General features: G+C 63.6%; 18 protein-coding genes and 1 tRNA gene. 7 read left to right on the top strand and 12 right to left on the bottom strand.

What is annotated here, in order from left to right; all coding sequences use genetic code 11:
* Nucleotide 1 precedes the first annotated feature (1 nt).
* From FZF13_RS27815 to FZF13_RS27805, 3 genes are all read right to left on the bottom strand, one after another.
* Complete coding sequence (locus tag FZF13_RS27815; protein ID WP_024925239.1) at nt 2-316, bottom strand: YMGG-like glycine zipper-containing protein; 315 nt, start codon at nt 314-316, stop codon at nt 2-4.
* A 139-nt stretch (nt 317-455) separates the two neighbouring features.
* Entirely contained in the window at nt 456-2,546 is a 2,091-nt protein-coding gene (locus FZF13_RS27810; RefSeq protein ID WP_024925240.1) for an O-antigen ligase family protein, read from the bottom strand.
* 269 nt (nt 2,547-2,815) lie between these two features.
* Nucleotides 2,816-2,892: transfer RNA gene (locus tag FZF13_RS27805), tRNA-Pro, on the bottom strand.
* 198 nt (nt 2,893-3,090) lie between these two features.
* On the opposite strand from FZF13_RS27805, the gene FZF13_RS27800 reads away from it, so the two are divergent.
* Together FZF13_RS27800 and FZF13_RS27795 are read left to right on the top strand one after the other, a co-directional pair.
* On the top strand, nt 3,091-4,611 hold the full coding sequence (locus FZF13_RS27800) for a phosphomannomutase/phosphoglucomutase (protein WP_024925241.1): 1,521 nt from the start codon (nt 3,091-3,093) through the stop codon (nt 4,609-4,611).
* A gap of 66 nt (nt 4,612-4,677) precedes the next feature.
* Nucleotides 4,678-6,930, top strand: a complete 2,253-nt coding sequence (locus FZF13_RS27795) for a mannose-1-phosphate guanylyltransferase/mannose-6-phosphate isomerase (protein ID WP_024925242.1) — start codon at nt 4,678-4,680, stop codon at nt 6,928-6,930.
* Here the strand turns inward: FZF13_RS27795 and betB are convergent.
* Genes betB through betI form a run of 5 tightly spaced genes read right to left on the bottom strand, consistent with a single transcriptional unit; the run spans nt 6,927 to nt 13,192 of the window.
* Complete coding sequence (gene betB, locus FZF13_RS27790) at nt 6,927-8,390, bottom strand: betaine-aldehyde dehydrogenase (protein WP_024925243.1); 1,464 nt, start codon at nt 8,388-8,390, stop codon at nt 6,927-6,929. The two genes, FZF13_RS27795 and betB, sit on opposite strands and share 4 nt — an antisense overlap.
* Nucleotides 8,391-8,438: 48 nt before the next feature.
* Nucleotides 8,439-10,091, bottom strand: a complete 1,653-nt coding sequence (gene betA, locus FZF13_RS27785) for a choline dehydrogenase (protein ID WP_024925244.1) — start codon at nt 10,089-10,091, stop codon at nt 8,439-8,441.
* The gene (locus FZF13_RS27780; RefSeq protein WP_024925245.1) at nt 10,084-11,085 is read right to left on the bottom strand and encodes a threonine/serine dehydratase family protein; all 1,002 of its coding nucleotides are present in this window, start codon (nt 11,083-11,085) and stop codon (nt 10,084-10,086) included. The genes betA and FZF13_RS27780 overlap by 8 nt, the downstream gene beginning before the upstream one ends.
* Nucleotides 11,085-12,611, bottom strand: a complete 1,527-nt coding sequence (betC, locus tag FZF13_RS27775) for a choline-sulfatase (protein ID WP_024925246.1) — start codon at nt 12,609-12,611, stop codon at nt 11,085-11,087. The genes FZF13_RS27780 and betC overlap by 1 nt, the downstream gene beginning before the upstream one ends.
* Nucleotides 12,608-13,192 (bottom strand): choline-binding transcriptional repressor BetI, encoded by a 585-nt coding sequence (betI, locus tag FZF13_RS27770; RefSeq protein WP_024925247.1) that lies wholly within the window; start codon nt 13,190-13,192, stop codon nt 12,608-12,610. Before betI ends, betC begins: the two co-directional genes overlap by 4 nt.
* Nucleotides 13,193-13,382: 190 nt before the next feature.
* On the opposite strand from betI, the gene FZF13_RS27765 reads away from it, so the two are divergent.
* A complete protein-coding gene (locus FZF13_RS27765; protein WP_024925248.1) occupies nt 13,383-14,549 on the top strand; it encodes an acetyl-CoA acetyltransferase in 1,167 nt (388 codons plus the stop codon).
* A 164-nt stretch (nt 14,550-14,713) separates the two neighbouring features.
* On the opposite strand, the gene FZF13_RS27760 is transcribed toward FZF13_RS27765, so the two are convergent.
* Nucleotides 14,714-16,126 carry a purine-cytosine permease family protein gene (locus tag FZF13_RS27760; protein WP_024925249.1) on the bottom strand — a complete coding sequence of 471 codons (1,413 nt, stop codon included), beginning with the start codon at nt 16,124-16,126 and terminating at the stop codon, nt 14,714-14,716.
* 183 nt (nt 16,127-16,309) lie between these two features.
* Between FZF13_RS27760 and FZF13_RS27755 the strand changes: the two genes are divergently transcribed.
* Nucleotides 16,310-17,314, top strand: a complete 1,005-nt coding sequence (locus FZF13_RS27755) for an asparaginase (protein WP_024925250.1) — start codon at nt 16,310-16,312, stop codon at nt 17,312-17,314.
* Between the two features lie 15 nt (nt 17,315-17,329).
* Here FZF13_RS27755 and FZF13_RS27750 read toward each other — a convergent pair whose 3' ends face one another.
* Nucleotides 17,330-18,706 (bottom strand): TIGR03808 family TAT-translocated repetitive protein, encoded by a 1,377-nt coding sequence (locus FZF13_RS27750; RefSeq protein ID WP_024925251.1) that lies wholly within the window; start codon nt 18,704-18,706, stop codon nt 17,330-17,332.
* 323 nt (nt 18,707-19,029) lie between these two features.
* Between FZF13_RS27750 and FZF13_RS27745 the strand changes: the two genes are divergently transcribed.
* The 3 genes from FZF13_RS27745 (at nt 19,030) to greA (ending at nt 20,391) form a co-directional block, all read left to right on the top strand.
* Complete coding sequence (locus FZF13_RS27745) at nt 19,030-19,455, top strand: hypothetical protein (RefSeq protein ID WP_024925252.1); 426 nt, start codon at nt 19,030-19,032, stop codon at nt 19,453-19,455.
* Between the two features lie 19 nt (nt 19,456-19,474).
* Nucleotides 19,475-19,786, top strand: a complete 312-nt coding sequence (locus FZF13_RS27740) for a hypothetical protein (RefSeq protein WP_137900966.1) — start codon at nt 19,475-19,477, stop codon at nt 19,784-19,786.
* 137 nt (nt 19,787-19,923) lie between these two features.
* Complete coding sequence (gene greA / locus FZF13_RS27735) at nt 19,924-20,391, top strand: transcription elongation factor GreA (RefSeq protein ID WP_024925253.1); 468 nt, start codon at nt 19,924-19,926, stop codon at nt 20,389-20,391.
* Between the two features lie 93 nt (nt 20,392-20,484).
* Here the strand turns inward: greA and scpA are convergent, their stop codons facing one another.
* Both scpA and FZF13_RS27725 read right to left on the bottom strand, forming a co-directional pair.
* The gene (scpA, locus tag FZF13_RS27730; protein WP_024925254.1) at nt 20,485-22,602 is read right to left on the bottom strand and encodes a methylmalonyl-CoA mutase; all 2,118 of its coding nucleotides are present in this window, start codon (nt 22,600-22,602) and stop codon (nt 20,485-20,487) included.
* The gene (locus FZF13_RS27725) at nt 22,599-24,041 is read right to left on the bottom strand and encodes a methylmalonyl-CoA mutase subunit beta (RefSeq protein ID WP_024925255.1); all 1,443 of its coding nucleotides are present in this window, start codon (nt 24,039-24,041) and stop codon (nt 22,599-22,601) included. The genes scpA and FZF13_RS27725 overlap by 4 nt, the downstream gene beginning before the upstream one ends.
* Nucleotides 24,042-24,135: the final 94 nt, after the last annotated feature.

Raw genomic sequence — 24,135 nt, 5'->3', positions numbered from 1 at the left:
CTCAGTAATCGCCGTTGTAATAGCGATCGTCGCACGGCGCGGTGTAGATGCGGCCGGAACGGTCCTGATAGCGGCACATTTCCTGGCCACGGCGCTGCGGCGTGGTGGACGAACCGACGGCCGCGCCAAGCAGCGCGCCGGCGCCCGCGCCGATCAGCGTGCTCTTGGTGTCGCGGCCGATCGCCTGGCCGACCAGTGCGCCGCCGGCACCGCCGATCAACGCACCGGTACCGGCGCGCTGGCCTTGTTCCGACGTTTCGCAGCCGGCAAGCGCGACTGTCATCAGAATGGCGGCGATAGATGTATGAAGTCGCATTGAAAAATCCTCTCCACATAGCCCCGCTGCTCCCCTGACGGGCCATTGCGGCGGAACGGGGGCAGGGGAATGCGTCGTTACCGGCGGCAACGCAACGTGATCGGCAAGGGTTCTGCGATACAGGCCGAAGCCGGCCCACCTAGAAATAGGTCTTCGGCTCGACCAGGCCCTTTTGCTGGCGAAGATAAAAACAATAGAAGCCGAAGGCGGCGGCAACCCACATGAAGGACTCGCCGATCGCCAGCCGGTTGTTCGAATTGCTGAGGATGGTGATGGCGAAGAAGACCAAGGTCGAGATGAAACACGACCACGCCGCCGGGGCGACGAGCTTGGCGCGCACGGCTAGCACGACCTGCCTGGACGACCAGATGTAGAGAAACGCAAAGAACGCCAATCCGACCACACCGTAGCGCACGGCGATTTCCAGATAACCGTTGTGGAAGATGTCGTGGATGCTGGGATGATAGGTCCTGCTCTCCCATTCGGTGAGCCAGGCCGAACTTGCGCCGAAGATCGGATGACGTTTCCAGACCTCAATCGCATCGGCCCACAACATCAGCCGTTCCTTGGCGCCAAGGGGCGTTGTGTCGCTCGCGATGGCAGCGGAAATCGCCTTGCCCAGGCCTTGGCTGAAAGTATCTGAAACCAAGGTCTTGACGAAGATCATGGTATCGCCTGCGGTGGACCAGAAGAGGTTGTGCGTGGCGACAACGCCGGCTGCCACGACCGCCAGCACGCCAGACCCGACCAGCAATTCGCGGCGATGGCCTCTGGCAAGGGCCATCACTGCCAGTACGAGGAGCGCAAGGGCGACGGCGAGCCAGACGCCTTTCGAGCGCAGCGCGATGATGTTGACGAGGGCAAACAGCAACACAGCCGCCGAAAGTGCCCAGTGCCAAGCCCTGGCGCTGCCGCTCAGGTCCGTTCTTTGCGCTGTATGGGCGATGAACTGCAGTGTGCACAGGAAGATGAAACCAGCGGCCACCGCCGCATGGATGGGGTTGTTGAACAGCCGTGCGTCCGGCTTGATGCCGTGCAGAATGTCCGAGTAGCCCGTGTCGGCAGCCAGGAAGACCAGGCTCAGGATCATGAACCAGAGCACCAGCTGTGCGGGGCGTCGGGCGAACAGCAAGAGAGAGAAACCGGTCGTCGCGTAGAGCAGCGGAAACAGATAGATGCCTTCGGCGCCGCCCAGCTGGCCCGTGCCGAAATAGACGATCGCCAGCCGGATGAAGACATAAAGCGACCAACCCAGGCACAGATAGCCGACACCGCCGATCAGCGGTTTGCTGTAGGTCCAAAGGTCCTGCCTGAACCAGCGAAAAATCGTAGCCCCGGCAAGCGCCAGGCCCGCGACGCGGTAGGTGTCGGCCTCGCGCCATACCGTGGACACCATGGCCAGAATAGCGAGGGACGCAAGCACCAGTATGAAGTTATTGCGCGGCGCGTCGTCTCTGGCGTAGTCCGGCGTTTCGCGCGGCAGCGGCGGCCTCAAGAACGTGTGATGCAGGCGGCTGAGCTGATCCTTGGCCCGGAACGCGGCGGCACCCAATCGGCTCGGCCACGGAAAACGTGCGAATTTGTAGCTGCCCGACGGACCGGCAATGCCGGAGACCGCGCTCGACGCGGCAAAGCGCACGACGTTGCGGCGCACCGTATAGACCCGAAGGCCGGTGTCCCAGAACCGTTCGAGGGCGACGTCCCACGGCATGGTCATCACCGCGAGCTTCGAAAGCAGCCCTTGTGCTCCTTCCCGGGTCACCAGATAGGCGGCGGCTGAACCCTGCGGGCCATGTAGCGCGCGGCCGATCTCGTCGCCTTGCGTCGTCGTGGCGGCGCGCAGGAACAGGCTCATGCGATGGTTGGCGAGTTTGATGACGTCGAAATCCGGCACCGCGGCGATGATGGCTTCGATGCGCGGTTTCGTGTCCTCGCCGAACAGGACATCGTCCTCGACGATCAGGCCATACGGGCTGCCGTCGGCGAGGAACGTTTCCAGCGCCTGGACGTGGCTGCGATAGCAGGCATATTCGCCTGGCAGAATGTCGCGCCCGTTCAAATTCTGCGCGGTTGGAAGATCGATCTCCGTCCAGTCTTTTTGGGCAAGCGTGCGGCCGTCGATTGCAGCGATGCGATGCAAGGTCAGGCCAGCCGCTTCGGCACTGGCATGCAACTCGCTCCAGCGGTTGGCGTCACGGTCGAGGTTAATGGCGAAGATCGGAAGGTTCATTGAAGTCCATTTTCGACTGCGCCACCCCTCTTAGTCGAATCGTCGATCAGACTGGAGGGAAAGAGAGTGGTATTCAAGACGAGACTGTTTCAAACCACACGCAAAGAAGTGGCCCAATTTGCCGCGATTGCGTTAGCATCGTGGCAAAGATTTGACTATCGCCTCGGCGAAGGCGTTTCCGGCGACTGCCGAAGAAGCAGACTCGCTGGCCAATCAGATTCATGGAAAAGGTCGTCAGGGTGCTCTCGGGCGCAACCCTTTGAATTTTCTGGTCGGAGTGGCAGGATTTGAACCTGCGACCCCATCGTCCCGAACGATGTGCGCTACCAGGCTGCGCTACACTCCGCGACCAGACGGCGGGCTTATAGCTGCCGCATCCCGATCCTGCAAGCGGCAATGGTGCAACTTTGGTGGCTTTCGTCAGCTTTGTTGACCGACCGCCTGCTGCAGTAAGTTTCCTGTTAGGCTAACGTGCTAAGAGAGGCGGCTGAACCACGTTTACGCACTTGTTGCCGGGGTTCGACCACAGGGGAGTCTCTTTGTTTTGACCTTCAGGATTGTCGCCGAAGCCAAGCCCAATACGTTCGCCTTCGAGACGTCGGCGCTCGTCAAGCCATCCGGCTTTCGTGAATATGACGCGCGCTGGTGGCTCGGCCATCCAGGCTCGACGCAGCAGCCGGAACTCAACCTCGTCGGCGTGCAGGCGCTGGGCATGGGGTTGGGCACGCTGATTCGCCGGCTGGGAGCCGGTCCCTATATCGTCACCGGCCATGATTTCCGATCTTATTCGCTTTCCATCAAGCTTGCCCTGATCTCCGGCTTGATGGCGGCGGGCGCACGCGTCAAGGACATCGGACTGGCCTTATCGCCCATGGCTTATTTCGCGCAGTTTGCGCTCGACACGCCGTCGGTCGCCATGGTCACGGCTTCCCACAATGAGAACGGCTGGACCGGCGTGAAGATGGGCGCGCAGAGGCCGCTGACCTTCGGCCCGGAGGAGATGAGCGCGCTGAAGGCAATCGTCCTGTCGGGCGACTTCGATCTGGTAGGCGGCGGCAGCTACGAGTTCGTGGCCGATTTCCGCGCGGCCTATATCGACGATCTTGTTGCCGGGGGCCGCATCGCGCGCAGGCTCAAGGTGGTGGCGGCATGTGGCAACGGCACTGCCGGCGCATTTGCCCCCGAAGTTCTGGAGCGCATCGGTTGTGAAGTCATTCCGCTCGATGTCGAACTCGATCACAGCTTCCCGCGCTACAATCCAAATCCCGAAGACATGAAGATGCTGCATGCCATCCGCGACAAGGTTCTGGAGACCGGCGCGGATGTCGGTCTGGGTTTTGATGGTGATGGTGACCGCTGCGGCGTCGTCGACAATGAGGGCAACGAGATCTTCGCCGACAAGGTCGGCGTCATGCTGGCTCGCGACTTCTCGGGACAACATCCTGGCTCTACATTCGTGGTCGACGTCAAATCGACAGGCCTGTTCAACACCGATGCGGTGCTGCGCGCCAACGGAGCAAAGACCGATTACTGGAAGACCGGCCATTCCTACATCAAGCGCCGCGTCGCCGAGCTTGGCGCCATCGCCGGTTTCGAGAAGTCCGGCCATTTCTTCTTCAACCCGCCGATCGGCCGTGGTTATGACGACGGGCTGGTGACGGCCATTGCCGTGTGCCGGATGCTCGACCGCAATCGACAAAGCTCGATGGCCGACCTTTATCGCGCCTTGCCGCTGACCTACGGGACGCCGACCATGTCTCCGCATTGCGATGACGACAAGAAATATGGTGTGGTGGACAGGGTGGTGGCGGATTTCCAGGCGATGAAGGCCGGCGGCGAAATCTTCGCAGGCCAAAAGATCGTGGACCTGATCACGGTCAACGGCGTTCGGGTCGTGGCAGAAGACGGCACCTGGGGGTTGGTAAGGGCTTCATCGAACAAGCCGGAACTGGTCGTGGTGGTGGAAAGTCCGGTTTCAGCCGAAAGGCGCCTGCAGATGTTCGAAGCGGTCGATGGGGTGTTGCGGCGCAGTCCTGAAGTCGGCCCTTACAACCAGACATTCTAGGACCAATCGCGAATGTCGATTGGTGACAAGGTTAGCGGGGCGACGCAACGAGCGTCTGGGGGTGGGATGAGCGAACGCATTGTCGGTTTCGTCATGAGTGGCGGCGTTGGCTCCAGGCTGTGGCCGTTGTCGCGCGAGGACAATCCCAAGCAGTTTCATGACCTGTCGGGCGACGGGTCGATGCTGGTGAAGACGCTGCAGCGTCTTGCCGCGCGCAAGGGCGGCGAGACGCCGGTTTTCCTGATCGCCTCCGAGCGTCATGCCCAGCGCGTCGGCGCGGACCTCACTGGTATCGATCTGCGTGGCGGCGACGCCCTGTTTGAGCCGGTCGGCCGCAACACCGCGGCCGCCGTGGCACTGGCGACACTGCGCACCCTTTCCGACTATGACGACGCGTTGGTGCTGGTGGTGCCATCGGACCACGAAATATCGACGACAGCGCAATTCTGGCAGACGGTTGAGGCGGGCGTTCCCGCGGCCCGCGCCGGAAGGCTTGTGGTGTTCGGCGTCAAGCCAACCCAACCCGAGACAGGTTACGGATATATCGAGGTCGGGGCGGAAAACAGCGGTACGTTCGACGTGTCGCGTTTTGTCGAGAAACCGAATTTGGCGACGGCAGAAAGCTATCTTGCGGCCGGCAATTTCTACTGGAATGCCGGCATCTTTCTGTTCCGCGCCAGCGCCATGCGCGATGCGTTCCTGTCATTTCGTCCCGACATATGGAAAGCGACGGAGGCTGCGTTCAATGCCGCCACCACCGATGTGTCCGGTCTTTACATGGCGCAGCATCTATACGAGGCAATCCCGTCCATCTCGATCGACTACGCGATCATGGAGCGGGCGAGCGACATCGCCATGGTGCCGGCCGGGTTCCGCTGGAACGACCTCGGCTCGTGGCAGTCGTTGCTCGATGTCGGCCCGGCCGACGTGGATGGCAATGTCGTTATCGGCGACGTTGTCGCCATCGACTGCGAAAACTCCTACATCCGCAGCGAAGGCCGTCTGCTGTCCGCGGTCGGTCTGAAAGACATCGCCATCGTTTCCACCGCCGATGCCACTTTCGTCGCTCCGGTCAGCCATAGCCAGAATGTGCGCAAGGTGGTCGAACAGCTCGAAAAGAGCGGGCGTCTCGAAACCAAGTTCACGCCCACGCATGACCGCGTGGTTGAGAACGGTGCCTGGCGCAAGCGCGTGCATCATTGGTTGTTCGACGAGACCATGCCCTTGTGGTCCACGGTCGGCGTCGACGACCATCATGGCGGCTTCCATGAAGCGTTGGGCTTCGACGCCGTGCCGTTGGTCAAGCAGAAACGCATGCGCACGCTGGCCCGCCAGGTCTATGCCTTCGCCGTCGCCAAGACGCGTGGCTGGGACGGGCCCGCCGACCGGTTGATCGCGCATGGACTTGAGTTCATGACCAGAAATGGCCGCACCGACAAGGGCGGCTGGGTGCGCACGCTGAATGTCGACGGCAGCGTCGCCGACGCGGCGGAAGACGCCTACGACCACTCCTGCGTCCTGCTGGCGCTGGCCCATGCGCATATGTGCGGTAATCCCGACGCGCTGCGACTTGCTCAGGAGACGTTCTCCTTCCTCGACGCGCATCTGGAGGATGAGCGCCTCACGGGCTTTCTGGAGACGTCGGGGGGAGAAGGCGAACGCAGATCCAACCCGCATATGCATCTGCTCGAGGCATTCCTGGCCTGGCACGCGGCGACCGGCGACCGCACCTATTTGCGCCGTGCGGCGCGATTGGTCGATCTTTTCCGCAGTCATTTCTTTGATCGCGAGAGCTGGACGCTGGGTGAGTATTTTGACGAAGCGTGGAAACCGGCCCCGGGCGACCGGGGTGAGTGGACCGAACCCGGCCATCACTTCGAATGGGCGTCGCTGCTGGTCGATTTCGCCGGGCGCAGCCACCGCGACGATCTCGCCGGCTACGCACGCAAACTTTACGCCTCAGCCATCGCCAACGGCCTTAACCGGGCAACAGGGCTGGCTTATGGCGCCGTGTCGCGGGATGGGCTGCCGCTCGACCGCATTTCGCGCAGCTGGCCGCAGACTGAAGCGATCAAGGCAGCGATCGCCCTCGATGGCACTGGCGGACCTGATCTGAAACCGGAAATCGAAGCGCGCGTCGGTCGTCTGTTCCGCTGGCACATCGACCCCGCTCCCGTCGGCCTGTGGATCGACCGCATCGATGAACGCGGCCGCTCGCAGGCGACGGAAGTGCCGGCCAGCATCTTTTATCATCTGGTCACCGCGCTTACGCAGTACCTGGACAAGACCGAAGGGACTGGGGCGAGGCGACGAGCCTAATACGGGCTCGCCACGTCGCCGGTTTCGACATAGATCGCCTTCTCCTGCGAGTAGTGCGTCAGTGCCGCCAGCGAGTTCTCACGGCCGATGCCGGATTGCTTGTAGCCGCCGAAGGGGATTTCCACCGGCGTCAGATTGTAGGCGTTGATCCAGCATGTGCCGGCCTGCAAGGCGCCGATCACCCGGTGGGCGCGAGGCAGGTCGCGGGTGAAGACACCGGCGGCAAGGCCGAATTCGCTGTCATTGGCGCGCTCGATCACCTCTTCCTCGTCGCTGAAGGACAGCACGCTCATCACTGGGCCAAATATCTCTTCGCGTGCGATCCGCATCTGGTCGGTCACATTGGTGAAGACGGTCGGCTCGACGAAGAAACCGCCGCCGAAACCTTGCAAGGCGGGAACGCCGCCGCCGCAGGCAAGCGTGGCGCCTTCCTGCTTGCCGACGTCGATATAGGACAGCACCTTGTCGTGCTGCACCTTGTTGATGAGCGGGCCCATCTGGGTATCCGGGTCGAGCGGATCGCCGATACGGATCGCCTTGGTGCGCTCCACCAGCCGCTCCACGAAACGGTCATGCAGGCCCTTCTGCACGAAGACGCGGGTGCCGTTGGAACAGACCTGGCCGGTCGAATAGAAATTGCCGAGCATCGCTCCGCCGATGGCGTTTTCGAGGTCGGCATCGTCGAACACGACGATGGGCGATTTGCCGCCGAGCTCCATGGTGGCATGTTTCATCTTGGAGCCCGCCAGCGCCAGCACCCGCTTGCCGGTCGGCACGGAGCCCGTGACCGATACCTTGGCGACGACCTCATGCTCGACCAGGGCCGCGCCGACGTCGCCATAACCCTGCACCACGTTGAACAGCCCGTCCGGCAGGCCGGCCTCGCTGTAGATTTCGGCCAGCGCCAGCGCCGACAAAGGCGTGTTTTCCGACGGCTTGAACACCATGGCATTGCCCATGGCGAGCGCCGGGGCCGATTTCCAGCCGGCGATCTGGATCGGATAGTTCCAGGCGCCGATACCGACACAGACGCCGAGCGCCTCGCGCCGCGTATAGGCGAACGGTCCGCCGAGATCGATGAACGAGCCGTTAAAGGAGCCGACCGCGCCACCGAGATACTCCAGGCAGTCTGCGGCGGACGGTGCGTCGGCCACCAGAGTTTCCTGGATGGCCTTGCCGGTGTCGAGCGTTTCCAGTCGGGCGAGCTCGGCATTGCGGGCGCGCAGTATGTCGGCGGCACGGCGCAGGATGCGGCCGCGCTCTACCGGCTTCAGCCTGGCCCAGGCCGGCTGCGCGGCGCGCGCGGCCTCGATCGCCAGCTCGACGATGTTGGGCGTCGCCGAATGCAGCGTGGCGATGGTCTCGCCGGTGGCCGGATAGATCACCGGCAAGGGCGCGCCCTGCTCGTCATCGACGAAGCGGCCGTTGATGTAGTGCGATGCCTTGGGTTGGGCGCGCATGGAATACTCCGAATTCTGTGGCTGCCGGATGCGGCGGCCGATGATGCTCTATCTGTCCGAGACCTGCCAGCGCGGATTGATCCAGGGCTCCTGGTTCGACGGCGCGAGCATGGGGCGGCCGAGAATGTGGTCGGCCGCCTTTTCGCCGGTCATGATCGACGGCGCGTTGAGATTGCCGTTGGTGACGCGTGGGAAAATCGAGGAGTCGGCGACGCGCAGGCCGTCGACGCCGATCACCCGGCATTCGGGGTCGACAACGGCGAGACGGTCGTCGGCACTGCCGATGCGGCAGGTACCGCAGGGGTGGTAGGCGCTCTCGCTGTGGGCGCGGATGAAGGCGTCGAGTTCGTCGTCGCTCTGGACGTTGCTGCCGGGCGAAATCTCCTCGCCGCGGAAGGGGTCGAAGGCTGCCTGGCCGAAGATCTCGCGGGTGAGGCGGATGCAGTGGCGGAAATCGGCCCAGTCGTCGGGGTGCGACATGTAGTTGAAGCGGATCACCGGCTTGGCGTTGGGATCGTGCGAGCGCAGCGTCACCGAGCCGCGCGACTTCGACCGCATCGGCCCCACATGCGCCTGGAAGCCATGCGACTTCGCCGCCGCCTTACCGTCATAGCGCACGGCGGCCGGGATGAAGTGGTACTGGATGTCGGGATAGTCGATGCCGGGCGCCGAACGCACGAAGGCGGCCGCCTCGAAATGGTTCGTCGCGCCGAGCCCGCTTTTGAAGAACAGCCAGCGCGCGCCGATCAGCGCCTTGGAGAAGGGGTTGAGGATCGAGTTCAGCGTGATCGGCTGGGTCGATTCCTGCTGGATGTAGAGCTCCATATGGTCCTGCAAATTCTGGCCGACGCCGGGCCGGTCGGCGACGACCGGAATGCCGTATTCGGCCAGATGTTTGGCCGGGCCGATGCCGGACAACATCAGGATCTTGGGCGAGTTGATGGAAGAGGCGGCGACGATCACCTCACGTCGCGCCTTAACGACCTGAATCTGTTTGTGAGCTTCGATCTCGACGCCGACCGCGCGTTGATTCTCAATCACCACGCGCCGCGCGAAACCCTTGACCAGACTCACGTTTTTGCGTTTCAGCGCCGGCCGCAGATAGGCATTCGCCGCCGACCAGCGCTGGCCGTTGCGGATGGTCTGCTCCATCGGCCCGAAGCCTTCCTGCTTGGCGCCGTTGTAGTCGTCGGTCAGTTCGAAGCCTGCCTGGCGACCGGCTTCGACGAAGGCGGCATAGAGCGGGTTGGCACGGGCGCCGCGCTGCACATGCAGCGGGCCGCCTTGGCCCCGCCAGCCGTCTTCGCCGCCATGGCTGTCTTCCATACGCTTGAAGTAGGGCAGCACGTCGGCGTAGCCCCAGCCGGCAGCACCCTGTTCGGCCCAATGGTCGAAGTCGCGCGCATGGCCGCGCACATAGACCATGCCGTTGATGGAGGACGAGCCGCCGATTACCTTGCCGCGCGGAGTCGCGAGGATGCGGCCGCCGAGATGCGGTTCCGGCTCTGAGGCAAAACCCCAGTCATAGAGCGGCATGTTGAGCGGGATCGACAGCGCCGACGGCATCTGGATCAGCGGGCCGGCATCGGTGCCGCCATATTCGATGACGATCACCGAATGTTTGCCGTCCTCAGACAGGCGATAGGCCATGGCCGAGCCGGCCGAGCCGGAGCCGATGATGACGAAATCCGCTTCAAGCATTTTGCATATGCGCCATGAAATCGGCGAGCGATACGTTGCCGCCGGTTGCGATCACCAGCACCGTCTTGCCAGCGACGTCGACGCCGCCGCCAAGAAGTGCCGCCAGCGATGCGGCGCCCGAAGGCTCCAGCACCAGTTTCATCCGCTCGAAGGCGGTCTTCATCGCCCGCCGCACCGCAGCGTCGCCCACGGTGATGCCTTCGGCGCCGGCCGTCTTCAGCGCCGCGAACGGGGCCGCGCCCGGCGCCCGCGCCATCAGCCCGTCGCAGATCGATTTCGGGCCGAGCGGCATTGTCTCGATGGCGCCACGCGCCAGCGACGAGCCCATGCCGTTGAAGCCTTCCGGCTCCACCGCGAAGATGCGGGTTTTCGGCGACAGATAGTGGAAGGCGAGCGAGACGCCGCCGATCAGGCCGCCGCCGCCAACCTGGCAGAACAGGAGATCGACAGAGGCATTGCGCGCGGCCAGCTGTTCGAGCGCCTCCAGCCCGGCGCCGGCCTGACCGGCGACGATCTCGGGATCGTCGAAAGGATGGAGCAGCGCGAGGCCTTCGGTAGCCGCGATCTCACGCGCTTTGGCCGCTGCCACTTCCTCGCGGGCGCGGTCGCCATGTTCGGTCAGCACCACGCGCGCGCCGTAGCCGGCGGTCGCCTCGCGCTTGGCCGCCGGCGCGTCGAACGGCATGACGATGGTGACGGGAATGCCGAGCACCTGGCCGGCCGCCGCCAGCCCTTGCGCGAAATTACCCGAGGAATAAGCGACGACGCCTTTCCTGGCTTCCTCGGGCGACAGCTGCTTCAGTCGCCAATAGGCGCCACGCACCTTGAAGGAGCCTGCCCATTGCAAGGATTCGGGTTTGACGAAGACACGGGCAGCGCCGGTCTCGCGGGCGAGCGCGGTCGATTCGAGCAGCGGCGTCATCTGCGTTGCCTTCGCCGTCTCGGCATAGGCGCGCCTGATATGGTCAAGGGAGGGAACGAGCGGTTCGGTCATCATTCGCCTCGCGGAAAGCGCTTGCTGTCCTCGAGCGTGTCGAGGTTCATGTGGTTGCGCATGTAGCGTTCGGACGCCTTCTGCAGCGGCTGGAAATCCCACGGGTAATAGGCGCCGTTGCGCAGCGCCGGGTAGATCACCCAGCGGCGCGCCTGGCTCTCGCGCACCGCGGCGTCGAACTGCGCCATGTCCCAGCGCGCCCGCACGGCTTGCATGAACTCCGCCACCAGCGCCGCCTTGGTTGGGTCTTCGGCGAGGTTGTTCCGCTCCAGCGGATCGTTTTCCAGATCGAAGAGCTGCGGTGGATCGAGCTCGCAATGCACGAACTTGTAGCGGCCCTGCCGAATGGCGACGAGCGGCGCGTAACTGCCCTCGGCCGCGTACTCCATCAGCACCGGCGCCGTGCGGATGCCGTCGCCGGTGAGTGGCACCAGCGACTGCCCGTCCGTCCACGGCATGATCGCCGACATGTCGATGCCGGCGAGTTCGCAGAGTGTCGGGCAGATGTCGAGGTTCGAAACCGGCGTCCTGATCAAACCCGCCTGCACGCCCTTGCCAGCGATCATCAGCGGCACGCGCGCGGAGCCCTCGAAGAAACTCATCTTGAACCACAGGCCGCGCTCGCCCAGCATCTCGCCATGGTCCGAGCAGAACACGATGACCGTGTCGTCGGCCATGCGGGTGCGCTCGAGGAGGTCGAGCAGTTCGCCGATCTTGTCGTCGACATAGGAAATGTTGGCGAAGTAGCCGCGCCGCGATTTCTGCACGTTGTCGCGCGTGATCTCGAAGGACGCGTAGTCGCTGGCGCGGTAGAGCCGCTGTGAATGCGGGTCCTGCTTCTCTTGCGGAATGAAGCCGGCTTCGGGATCGAGCGCCTGGCAGTTCTCGTAGAGATCCCAGTATTTGCGCCGCGCCACGAACGGGTCATGCGGATGCGACAGTGAGACGGTCATGCACCACGGCCGCCGCGCCGCATTGTCTTGTGCTCGCGACAGCTCATAGAGCTTCTGGCCGGCGAAAAACACCACTTCGTCGTCATATTCCATCTGGTTCGTCGTTTCAGCGACGCCAGCGCCCGTCACCGAACCCAGATTGTGATACCACCAGTCGATGCGTTCACCGGGCTTGCGGTAGTCCGGCGTCCAGCCGAAATCGGCCGGATAGATGTCGGTCGTCAGCCGCTCCTCGAAACCGTGCAACTGGTCCGGCCCGACGAAATGCATCTTGCCCGACAGGCAGGTGTAGTAGCCGGCGGCGCGCAGGTGATGGGCGAAGGTCGGGATGGACGAGATGAACTCCGCCGCGTTGTCGTACACCCCCGTGCGCGACGGCAATTGCCCGCTCATGAAGGCGGCGCGGCCGGGCGCACACAGCGGCGAGGCGGTGTAGTTGTTGCGGAACCGCGCCGAGCGCGCGGCCAGCGCCTTCAGGTTCGGCGCGTGCAGGAAATCCGCCGGACCGTCGGGGAACAGCGTCCCCGTCAACTGGTCGACCATGACGATGAGGATGTTGGGCGCCCTTGTCATCGTGCTTGCGCCAGCTTGGCATCGATATAGTCCTCGACCAGCGCACTGGCGCTGACCGGGTTAGGAAGGCCGTCGCGCAGCGCCCGGCGGATGTAGAGCCCGTCGATCATGGCCGCGATCGCTTCGGCCATGCGCGCGGCTTCCTCGCGCGGCACCAGCGGCGCAAGGCCGCTCATCAGGTTCGAATGCAGCCGGCGCGCATAGACGCGCAACAGCCGCCTCAGCGGCAATGAGTTCTGCGCCTCGACATAGAAGGCGAGCCACGCATGCACGGTCTCCTCGCGGAACTGGCCGGCGTTGAAGTTCACGCCGACAATGGCCGAGAGCCGTTCGCGGGGCGTGCCGGCCTTGTTCAAAGCCGCGACGGCATCGGCGCCGAGATCGGCCAGAAGATGTCGCATCGTGGCGAGCAGCAGCTCGTCCTTTGGCCCGAAATAGTGGTGGGCGAGCGCCGAGGACACACCGGCGCGGTCGGCGATCTCCGACATGGTGACGTTGAGCGAGCCACGTTCGCCGATCGCCGAGATCGTGGCGTTGATCAGCGCCCTGCGGCGCAGCGGTTCCATTCCTATTTTCGGCATATCAGCTTCTCCCGCTGGGTAAGTTATTTTTTATTGACTAATCAATCAACAAAAATCCCGCCATGCGGTGTGATCATTGCGACGTGGGGGAGGGTAGAGTGCCATGCCGTGGCCTATATGTTCATGATTGAACAGTTACGCCGAGGGGCTTACTGTGCTAGGAAAGACAAGGCCAATCTGGAGAACTCCCATGACGGCAAGCATCGTCGGTTGGGCGCATTCGCGCTTCGGCAAGCTGGAGGGCGAGACGCTCGAAGGCCTGATCACCAAGGTGGCCGCGGAGGCGCTCGAGCATGCCGGCATCGGCCCGGGTGACGTCGATGAGATCGTACTCGGCCATTTCAATGCCGGCTTCTCGGCCCAGGATTTCACCGCGAGCCTGGTGCTGCAGACCGACGACCGGCTGCGCTTCAAGCCAGCGACCCGCGTCGAGAACGCCTGCGCCACCGGTTCGGCCGCAGTGCGCCAGGGCATCCGCGCCATCGACGCCAACGCTGCCCGCATCGTGCTGGTGGTGGGCGCCGAGCAGATGACGACGACGCCGGGACCCGAGATCGGCAAGAACCTGCTCAAGGCCTCCTATCTGCCGGAGGATGGCGACACGCCGGCCGGTTTCGCCGGTGTCTTCGGCAAGATCGCGCAGGCCTATTTCCAGCGTTATGGCGACCAGTCCGATGCATTGGCCATGATCGCTGCCAAGAACCACAAGAATGGCGTCGACAATCCCTACGCGCAGATGCGCAAGGATTTCGGCTTCGACTTTTGCCGTCAGGAAAGCGAGAAGAATCCCTTCGTCGCCGGTCCGCTGAAGCGCACCGATTGTTCGCTGGTTTCGGACGGCGCTGCTGCCCTGGTACTTGCCGACACCCAGACCGCGCTCGGCATGCGCCGTGCCATCACCTTCCGTGCCAACGAGCATGTGCAGGACTTCCTGCCGATGTCGAAGCGCGACATCCTTGCCTTCGAAGGCTGCGAACAGGCGTGGACGCGGGCGCTGAAGAAGGCAGGCGTGGCGCTGGGCGATCTCTCCTTCGTCGAGACGCATGATTGCTTCACCATCGCCGAGCTCATCGAATACGAGGCGATGGGACTGGCCAAGCCTGGCGAGGGTGCCAAGCTGGCACTGGAAGGCTACACCGCCAAGGACGGCAAGCTGCCGGTCAACCCATCAGGTGGCCTCAAGGCCAAGGGCCATCCGATCGGCGCCACCGGCGTTTCCATGCATGTGCTGACCGCCATGCAGCTTGCCGGTGAGGCCGGCGGTATCCAGGTCAAGGATGCCAAGCTCGGCGGCATCTTCAACATGGGCGGCGCCGCGGTCGCGAACTACGTCTCGATCCTCGACCGCATCCGCTAGGATGTTCTGATATTCAAGCGAGGCCGGCCTGCAAATGGCGGCTTTCTGCGCTTCCGGTACTCACGTACTTGAATGTACGCTCCGTTCCGGTTCTCGAAAGCCACCATTTTCGGCTCGCCCTGGCTTGAATCTCAATACATCCTCCACCCAGGCTCTCTCCTAGCTCATGCGCGGGCAGGCGCATCCTCGGGCAGGATCATGGCTTTGGGCACATTGGCGTTGCCGCGCGCCAGGAAGTAGTAGAGCAGCGACGTTGCCACCAGGGCGACGATCCAGGAAATGTCGGCATCGCCCAGCAACACCGCGATCGGGCCTTCATAAAGCGCCTGGTTCAGGAACGGGATCTGCACCACCACGCCGAAGAGATAGCAGCCCAGCGCCGTCCAGTTATAGGCGCCGTAGCGGCCGGCTGGATCGTAAAGCGCCGGAATATCGACCTTTTCCTTCGACACCAGATAGTAGTCGACGAGGTTGATCGCGCTCCACGGCACGAAGACGGCGAGCAGGAGAAGCACGAAGTTCTTGAACGCCGACAGGAAGTTGGCGCTGGCGAAGATGGCGATTGCCACCGAGGCCGCCACGAAGGCGACGATGTAGGCGATGCGCACCGCCTGCGAGACGCGCTGTTGGCCGGTGAAGGCGCTGACTGTGGTCAGCATCGTCATCGAGCCGCCATAGGCGTTCAGGCAATTCACCGTCAGCTTGTTGGTGACGATGACGATGTAGGTGAGCAATGCGGCCAATCCGGCGCCGGCCAGTTCGCCCATGAAACCGACCTGGTTCTGCAGGAACTTGCCGCCAAGTGCCGCCACGATCACACCGAAGCTCATGGCGATTTGCGCGCCGATGGCCGAGCCGAGCAGGGTCGACCAGAAGGTCGTAGGGGCCGGCGTCTTCGTCGGCAGATAGCGCGAATAGTCGGCCACATAGGGTGCAAAGGTCATCTGCCAGCCGGCGGCCAGCGCAATGGTGAGCAGGAAGGTGGCGACAGTGAAGGGTTTCTGGCCGAACGCCTCTGCTACATTGTAGTGCGATAAAAGCTGCACCGAGAGGTAGCCGAAGCCAAGAATGCCGACCACAGTGGCGATGCGTCCGATGACGTGGATGAGATTGTAACCCACCACCGCGACGATGACCGTGATGAGGCCGAAGGCCAGCATGCCGAAGGCGGGCGTCTGGACGCCGAACATCAAATTGATTGCCTGGCCGGACAAAACGGTGCCGGTGGCGGCGAAGCCGAGATACATCAGAACGGTGAGGATGAGCGGCAGGGCAGCGCCCTTCACGCCGAACTGCGCCCGGCTGGAGATCATCTGCGGCAGGCCGAGGCGAGGGCCCTGCGCAGAATGCAGCGCCATCACCGCGCCACCAAGCAGATTGCCGATGGCAAGGCCGATGATTGCGGTCAGCGCCTCGGCGCCGAACACGATGGAGAGCGCGCCGTCGACGACGGCCGTGATCTGCAGGTTCGCGCCGAACCACAAGGTGAACTGGTTGATGGGAGAGCCGTGTCGCTCGCTCTCCGGAATCCGGTCGATCGTGCGCCGTTCGGCCACGCCCGTTGATGCCGCTGCCATGATGTTCCTCCCGAGACCCGGTGGGCCTATCCACCTGGGGTAGAATATGTATATACATAAAATTGCATTGCGCGATGCCGAGAGTCAAGAGCCGCGGTTTTAGGCTGTGCCCATCGATCCTGGTTGCGAGCGGACCACTGAGCCGCTACCCCTTGCCGAAAGTACAGCTTGTTCGAGGGATTCATGGCCAATCCGGTTCTGGTCGAAGTGTTGCGCGGCGCTGTCGTCGAAAGCGCCCATCGCGGTGCGGTTGCGGTGTTGGACGGCGATGGCCGCACGGTGCTGGAGATCGGCAACACCGCCCATCCCGTCTTTCCGCGCTCGGCGGTGAAGGCAATCCAGGCGCTGCCGCTGGTCGAGAGCGGCGCGGCCGACGCCTATGGCTTCGGTAATCGCGAATTGGCGCTGGCCTGCGCCTCGCATTCGGGCGAGCCGGAGCATGTGGAATTGGCGGTTGCTATGCTGGCCAAAGCCGGCCTCGACGTCAACGCGCTGGAATGCGGCACGCACTGGCCGTCGAGCCATGATGCGACCGTCGCGCTGGCGCGCCAGGGCGGGGTGCCCAACGCCTTGCACAATAATTGTTCGGGCAAGCATTCCGGCTTTCTGTGCGTGTGCTGCCACGCCGGCGTCGACCATCGCGGTTACGTCGCGGCCGGCCATGCGCTGCAGGAGATGGTGCGCGATGCCATGCAGGCGGTGACCGGGGCGACGCACGATACCGCCCACCAGGCGACCGACGGCTGTTCGATCCCGACCTATGCTGTGCCGCTGCGCTCCTTCGCGCTGGGCTTCGCCAGGATGGCCACCGGCAACGGGCTGGGCACGGAACGCGCCAGGGCGGCGCGCCGGCTGCTCGGCGCCTGCATGGCCGAGCCCTTCCTGGTGGCCGGCAGCGGCCGTGCCGACGTCGCGCTGATGCAGGCCGCCCCCGGCCGCACCTTCGTCAAGGTCGGCGCCGAGGGCGTCTATTGCGCGGCGCTGCCTGAACTCGGCTTCGGCATAGCGCTGAAATGCGATGACGGTGCCGCCCGCGCCGCCGAGGTGATGGTGGCGGCGGTTCTGGCGAAGCTGTTGAGCGGCGACCGTGAAGTCTCCGCCAAACTCACCGAACAGGCCAATCCCGCCATCGAAAGCCGCATCGGCGCGGTTGTCGGCGGCATGCGGCCGACGGCGGCGCTGGCCTGAACGGCCGTCGGCAACTCAGCTTGCCCTGTTGCGCTCGATGACGAGGTGCGGATAGCCGCTGGTGCCGCTCTGGGCGAGATCGCCGGTGGCGGGCTTTGCCCAGCGGTGGCCAATGATGGCGCCGTTGGTCACGCCGTCGATGATGTTGTCGGCAATGATGGCGCTGCCGGCGCCTTCCACGACGCTGACGGCGATGCCGGTGCCGGCGTTGCGGATGACGTTGCCGGTGGCCACGACGTTGCGCAGATAAGGCCCCCAGCCAAGCTGCATGCCGTAGAGCGGCGCGTTTTCCACGATGTTGCCGGAAACGGTCGTGTCGGCCTCCACGCCGATGCCGATGCCGAAACCGCCGACTTCCGGTGGATACGGACCAGTGGTCGACAGGTTGCGCACGATGTTGCCGCTGCAGGTCGCCATGCGCCCGCCCTCGTTGAAATTGACGATGGAAATGCCGTTGGCGGCGCCGTCGACAACATTGTTGGCGATCACCGCGCCCTCGAAGGTGAATTCGGAATAGAGTGCCGTTTCGCCGGAGCGCAGGCAGGAATTGCCGGTGATCTGCACGTTCGAGCCGGAATTCGCGCGGATCGCCGAGAAAGCGCAGTCGGCAACGACATTGCCGGAGACCAGCACGCCGCCTGCGCGAAAGACATTGATGCCGTTGCCGTTCTGGCCGGTGCCGCCATTGCGCGCCGCGATGCGAGAAATGCGGTTCGCGGTGACCATCGTGCCGTCCTCGGCCGTCTGCCGGCGATGGACAAGGATGCCGCCATTGGCGCAATCGATCACGCTGTTGCCGCTGATTGAAAGGCCGGCTCCGTCGACCGACCAGATGCCGGCGTCCGCGGCGCCCGAAATGAAACAGCGCTCGATGCGCCCGGCCGCGCGCTGCAGCGCAATGCCGTTTTTCGAGGCGCCGTTCACCTGGCAGTTGTCGATCGACAGTGTCTTCACTGAACGCAGGTCGAGAAGGCCCGAAACGCTTTCGCCGAGATATTGGTTGGCGCCGTCGAAGACGAGGCCGGAGAATTCGACATGGTCGGCGTTTTCGCCTGATAGAAACGGCCCGCCGCCGCCATGGATCAGCCGGGTGGCGCCGGCAGTGCCGGCCAGCCGCACGCGCGGCGGCAGGATGAGGCCGGACACGATATAGGTGCCCGGTGGCAGAACTATAGGCTGGTTGGCGTCGCTCGCCGCCTTGAGCATTTTGCCGAACGCCTTGCTCTGGTCGTCCGTGGCGCTGGGCCTGACTCCAAAATCGCCCGGATCGATCCCGCCGGTTCTGGACGAAGACTTCGCGCCCGAAGCCTTGGCCGCGGCTGCCTTGCCAGGCACCAGGCTGAACATGGCAGCGCCGGCGGCAAAGCCCAGAAGGCTGCGTCTATCCAACATCGGCTCGGTTCCCGTCTTCAATGAGGCTGGGCGACCGTGCCATGGCGTGGCAGTGATGGCTAGTGCAAGTAGTGAGCCTGCAAACGCAGCGAGAGCAAAACTCAGAATCCGGTTACATGTGTTGTGAACAAGTCCCGGTTTGCGGAAACAGGCATTCGCGTTGGTGCGTGGCGACCCAGAAATTTATGTGATACGAACCTATCTTGAGAACGGGGTAGGGAACCATTGTGAGAAATTTTATATGCTTTGGAAGCTCTGCTATCGTTTGTATATTCACTTCACTTCTTCTTTTCCATAGTATCTTGCCTCCCATCGGATATCTTATGTTTTATTCGAATGATCTTGGCGCGCCGTTCTGGCGGTGGATTGTCGTTTTGAGCATGGCATGCGCTGCGTATGTCGCCTCGTGGGTTCCAGCATGGTTTGCTCTCAGCCGCACACCTCTTTTTATTGGACTGACGATGGTCCTTTCCGTTGGTCTGGTCGGTGCCTACGCAGAGCGTTTGAGGCGAGTGAAAGTTTTGGAATTCGCACCGGATAGCTATGTTGAAAAACCATTCTTCCGCTCGTTGCAGGAGGCACCAAACGAATTTCAGTTCTTTCTCCACGCTGCCGCTTTGAAACACTGCAAGCCATATGCGTGGAGCTATCGTGAGATGGATTTTTACGAGCTACCTCCGAACGCTGCGGTGAATGTATTGCCGGCCGAGTGGATTGAGCGCTGTGCCATCGAGCGCAGTCATAATTGAAGCTCGCAACGAGGTGCTTATGACGGCTTTCGCTCGATTTAAGCGAAGCCGGTTTCCAGATTTCTGCGTTCTGCATCGTTTCTCGAACTCTCTGGTTGGCATCGCTCGCCGCCTTGAGCATTTTGGTGAACGCCTTGCTCTGGTCATCCGTGGCGCCGGGCCGCACATCGAAATCGGCCGGATCGATCCCGCCGGTTCTGGACAAAGCCTTCGCGCCCGAAGCCTTGGCCGCGGCTGCCTTGCCCGGCATCAGGCTGAGCACGGCAGCGCCGGCGGCAAAGCCCAGAAGGCGGCGTCTATCCAACATCGGCTCGGTTCCCGTCTTCAATGAGGCTGGGCGACCGTGCCATGCCGTGGGTTGGCTGACTAGGGTGCGTGGATGTTCCAGTTCGCCATGTTTTGAAACTCAGGACATCCGAGCTTCGACCGGTGCTTGTTAAGCCAACTCTCCGGCCTTAAGTTTCCTTCATGAGCAGAGCTTTCACCCGTGAAGAAGACAGCGAGAACGCCATCGCCGGTATTGGCGAGCGGCCTGTCAGCCAACACCGCAATCTGGTCACGCCCAAAGGGTTGGCGATGATCGATGCCGAACTGGCAGGCTTGCGGGCAGCACTGGCCAATGCCGAGACGGCAAGCGACCGTGAACGCATCGCGCTGGTCTCGCGCGACCTGCGTTATTGGAACGCGCGCCGCGAAAACGCGGAGCTTTCCGTGCCCGAGCCGAACAGCGGCGTGGTGCGCTTCGGCATGACGGTTTCGCTGGAAGGCGAGGACGGCGCAGCGGTTTCCTGGCACATTGTCGGCGAGGACGAAGCCGACCCCGCCAAGGGTTCGATCTCGCATGTCTCGCCGGTGGCGCGGGCTTTGTTCGGCAAGGCCGTTGGCGATACGATCGCGGTCAACGGCCGCGAATGGGAAGTGGTGGGGCTGGGGTAGGGGCTGTCTGTTCCTTGCCGCCTACGCCGGCAACGTTTGCGTCGGTTTCGCGCAGCAGCCGGTCGAGCGTCAGCAGCGGTACCAATTCCGACTTTATCCCAGCAGCCTGTCCACCAGCCGTTCGGCCGCTTGTGGGATCACTGTGCCTGGCGGGAAGATCTCGGCCGCACCCGCCTTCAACACGGCGTCGAAATCTTGTGGCGGAATGACGCCGCCGGCGACGATCAGCATGTCCTCGCGGCCGAGCTTCTTCAGTACGGCCTTCAGTTCCGGGATGAGCGTCAGATGGCCAGCGGCGAGCGAGGAGACGCCGACGATGTGGACGTCGTTCTCCACCGCCAGCTTGCCGATCTCGTCTGGCGTCTGGAACATCGCGCCCACCGTCACGTCGAAGCCGAGATCGGCGAAGGCGGTGCCGATCACCTTCTGGCCGCGGTCGTGGCCGTCCTGGCCGAGTTTGGCCACGAGAATGCGTGGCTTCGCCCCATTCTTCTTTTCGAAGACAGCGATCTTGTCCTGCAGCCGGTCGACTTCGGGATTGTCGCCGAGCGCGGCGCGGTAGACACCCGAGATCATCAGAACCGAGGCGACATGGCGGCCGAACGCCTTTTCCAGCGCCAGCGAGATCTCGCCGACGGTAGCCTTGGCCCGTGCCGCCCGGATGGCGAATTCCAGCAGATTGCCGTCGCCCTGCGCGGCTTTCGTCAGCGCATCCAGCGCGCTCTCGACGGCGGCGACTTCGCGCGTGCCCTTGAGCCGCTGCAGCTTGGACAATTGCCTGGCCCGAACTTCGGCATTGTCGATTTTCAGGACATCGACTTCGATGTCGCGCTCGGGCTGGAAGGCGTTGACGCCGACCAGCACCTGCTCGCCTGAATCGATACGTGCCTGTGTGCGGGCGGCGGCTTCCTCGATGCGCAGCTTCGGAATGCCCTTTTCGAGTGCGGCCGCCATGCCGCCGAGCTTCTCGACTTCCTCGATATGGGCGCGGGCGCGCGCGGCCAGTTCATGCGTGAGCCGCTCGACATAGGCCGAGCCGCCCCAGGGGTCGATGATGCGGGTGGTGCCGCTTTCCTTCTGCAGGACGATCTGCGTGTTGCGGGCAATGCGCGCCGAATGGTCGGTCGGCAGTGCCAGCGCCTCGTCGAACGAGTTGGTGTGTAGCGACTGGGTGTGGCCTTGCGTGGCGGCCATCGCCTCTATCATCGTGCGCACGATGTTGTTGTAGGGGTCCTGCGCCGTCAGCGACCAACCGGACGTCTGGCTGTGAGTGCGCAGCGACAGCGAGCGCGGATCCTTCGGCGCGAAATTCTTCTCGATGAGTTCGGCCCAGAGCAGGCGCGCGGCGCGGAGTTTCGCGACCTCCATGAAAAAGTTCATGCCGATCGCCCAGAAGAAGGAGAGCCGCGGCGCGAACTTGTCGATGTCGAGGCCGGTGGCGACGCCGGCGCGCACATATTCGATGCCGTCGGCGATGGTGTAGGCGAGCTCCAGGTCGGCCGTCGCCCCTGCCTCCTGCATGTGATAGCCGGAGATCGAGATCGAGTTGAACTTCGGCATGTTCTTGGATGTGTAGGAAAAGATATCCGACACGATCCGCATCGAGGGTTTCGGCGGATAGATATAGGTGTTGCGCACCATGAACTCTTTCAGAATGTCGTTCTGAATGGTCCCAGTGAGATCCTTCTGCGCCACGCCCTGTTCTTCGGCGGCGACGATGTAGAGCGCCAGGATCGGCAACACCGCGCCGTTCATGGTCATGGAGACGGTCATCTCGCCGAGCGGGATGCCGTCGAAGAGCTGGTGCATGTCGAGAATGGAATCTATCGCCACGCCCGCCATGCCGACATCGCCGGCCACGCGCGGATGGTCGCTGTCATAGCCGCGATGGGTGGCAAGGTCGAAGGCGATCGACAGGCCCTTCTGGCCGCCGGCGAGGTTGCGCCGGTAGAAGGCGTTGGATTCTTCTGCCGTGGAGAAGCCGGCATATTGCCGGATCGTCCAAGGCTGCTGGACATACATGGTCGGGTAGGGGCCGCGCAGATACGGCGCGAGACCCGGCCAGGTGTCGAGATTGCCGACGCCCTCCAGATCGGCCTGGCCGTACTGGCGCTTGACCGCGATGCCTTCCGGCGTTTCCCAGATGCCGTCGACCGTGGCGGATGGCATGCGCGGCGCCGTCCACGCCATGCTGCTGAAATCTGGGATCAAACCATGCCTCCGACCGACGCGTCGTCGCGGACCGGCGGCAGCGGTTCGCAGAAGACCGTACCGTCGCTGGGCGCGATGCGCGGCGTCGCCTCCAGCGTCTCCACCGGCCGTTCGGTCTTCACCGGATGCAGCGTGGTGCCGACTATGGCGCGCTCGCCGCTGCGATAGGCCTCGGCGCGTGCCTTGCGCGCTTCGCCGATGCGGCTCTGGATGTGGCCGTCCTTCAGGCTCTGAAGAACGCCGCCTTCCTTTTCGATCTGCCTGAATTCCTTCCAGGCCGCTTCGCACAGGCTGTCGGTCAGCGCCTCGATGCCGCCCGAGCCGAAGGCCGGATCGCCGACATGGCCGAGATGGCTCTCTCGGGCGATGACAAGCTGGGTGTTGCGGGCGACGCGGCGGGCGAAGGCGGCCGGCAGGCCGTGCGCGATGGTGTGCGGCAGGATCGCGATGGAATCGGTGCCGCCCACGGCAGCCGCGAAACAGGCGATGGTGGAGCGCAGGATATTGGTTTCGGGGTCGGCGGCCGTCACCATCCTGTAGGAGGTCTCGGCGTGCACGCTGGCCGGCGTCGGCTGAATCGAGCTTGCCTCCAGAACGCGCATCCACAGCCTGCGCAGCGCCCGGATCTTGGCGATGGACAGGAACTGATCCTGGTTGACGGCCAATGCGAAGCCGATATGCGGCGCGGCATAGATCAGCGCCTGGCGTGCTTCCTCGAACAGGCGCAGGTAAGACACGGCCGAAGCCAGCATGATGCCGAGTTCCTGCGCCTCGGTGGCGCCGGAATTGTGGAACACGCGCCCATCGGCCTCGAGCAGCACGCCCGGCACGTCCATGGCGAAGAAATGCGCCAGCGACTGCGGCATCGAGGCCTGCAGCGCCTCGATCGACATGCGCAGCCGCCCGGTGCCGGCAAAGATCGCGGCCGGGTCGATGCCGAAGGAAAGGTTCAGCCTCGCCGGATCGACACGCCGCTTGGCGAGAAAGGCGGTCAGCCAGTCGGCCATGGCGCGGCTGGCCGGATGCACGTCGACGCGCAGATAGGTCTGGTCGAGCGGCACGCCTTCCAGCACACGGTCGATCGTGTCGGGCGCATAGGGCAGGCCATAGCCGAATGAATTCGGCGCGCCTTCGAACACAAGCGAAAGGCCGGTCGCGCCCTGGGCGATGTCTTCGGCCACCTGCGCGCGGGCACGCTCGACATCCGGGTCGTCGACGCGCTGCGAAACGATCCAGGGCTTCAGCGGGTTGGCGCGCAGGCTGTGCTCATGCCCGCTGGCGCGCTCGTAGAGCGGATTGATGCGAATGCCGTCATCGCTGTGCGAAACCAGCTTTTCCTCGAAGGAAGCGCCGGCCAATGCCTTCTCGGCCAGCGCCAGCCAGCGCTGCCGCTGCGGACTGTCGGGTTCGCTCGGTTCGTCGATGGCTTTGCTGCCCATCATCCATCCTCGTCTGCCGGCCGCACCAGCCATTGCAAATCACTCTAAGGTCCATTGCCGCGCATCGCAATGCAGCAACATGGCAAGTGTGGTG

The organism is Mesorhizobium terrae (assembly GCF_008727715.1).
Lineage (GTDB): Bacteria > Pseudomonadota > Alphaproteobacteria > Rhizobiales > Rhizobiaceae > Mesorhizobium > Mesorhizobium terrae.
The sequence above is the reverse complement of the archived record's forward strand: the minus strand, read 5'-3'. Positions and strand labels throughout refer to the sequence as shown.

Coding starts and splice junctions, on each gene's coding strand:
- betB (WP_024925243.1), bottom strand. CDS start 8,390: ATGCGCGCCCAACCCAAGGCATCGCACTACATCAACGGCCGCTTCGTC.
- betC (WP_024925246.1), bottom strand. CDS start 12,611: ATGACAAGGGCGCCCAACATCCTCATCGTCATGGTCGACCAGTTGACG.
- FZF13_RS27750 (WP_024925251.1), bottom strand. CDS start 18,706: ATGTTGGATAGACGCAGCCTTCTGGGCTTTGCCGCCGGCGCTGCCATG.
- betA (WP_024925244.1), bottom strand. CDS start 10,091: ATGCTTGAAGCGGATTTCGTCATCATCGGCTCCGGCTCGGCCGGCTCG.
- FZF13_RS27795 (WP_024925242.1), top strand. CDS start 4,678: ATGAGCGAACGCATTGTCGGTTTCGTCATGAGTGGCGGCGTTGGCTCC.
- FZF13_RS27780 (WP_024925245.1), bottom strand. CDS start 11,085: ATGACCGAACCGCTCGTTCCCTCCCTTGACCATATCAGGCGCGCCTAT.
- greA (WP_024925253.1), top strand. CDS start 19,924: ATGAGCAGAGCTTTCACCCGTGAAGAAGACAGCGAGAACGCCATCGCC.
- FZF13_RS27755 (WP_024925250.1), top strand. CDS start 16,310: ATGGCCAATCCGGTTCTGGTCGAAGTGTTGCGCGGCGCTGTCGTCGAA.
- FZF13_RS27740 (WP_137900966.1), top strand. CDS start 19,475: ATGACGGCTTTCGCTCGATTTAAGCGAAGCCGGTTTCCAGATTTCTGC.
- FZF13_RS27760 (WP_024925249.1), bottom strand. CDS start 16,126: ATGGCAGCGGCATCAACGGGCGTGGCCGAACGGCGCACGATCGACCGG.
- FZF13_RS27765 (WP_024925248.1), top strand. CDS start 13,383: ATGACGGCAAGCATCGTCGGTTGGGCGCATTCGCGCTTCGGCAAGCTG.
- FZF13_RS27815 (WP_024925239.1), bottom strand. CDS start 316: ATGCGACTTCATACATCTATCGCCGCCATTCTGATGACAGTCGCGCTT.
- betI (WP_024925247.1), bottom strand. CDS start 13,192: ATGCCGAAAATAGGAATGGAACCGCTGCGCCGCAGGGCGCTGATCAAC.
- FZF13_RS27725 (WP_024925255.1), bottom strand. CDS start 24,041: ATGGGCAGCAAAGCCATCGACGAACCGAGCGAACCCGACAGTCCGCAG.
- FZF13_RS27745 (WP_024925252.1), top strand. CDS start 19,030: ATGTTTTATTCGAATGATCTTGGCGCGCCGTTCTGGCGGTGGATTGTC.
- FZF13_RS27810 (WP_024925240.1), bottom strand. CDS start 2,546: ATGAACCTTCCGATCTTCGCCATTAACCTCGACCGTGACGCCAACCGC.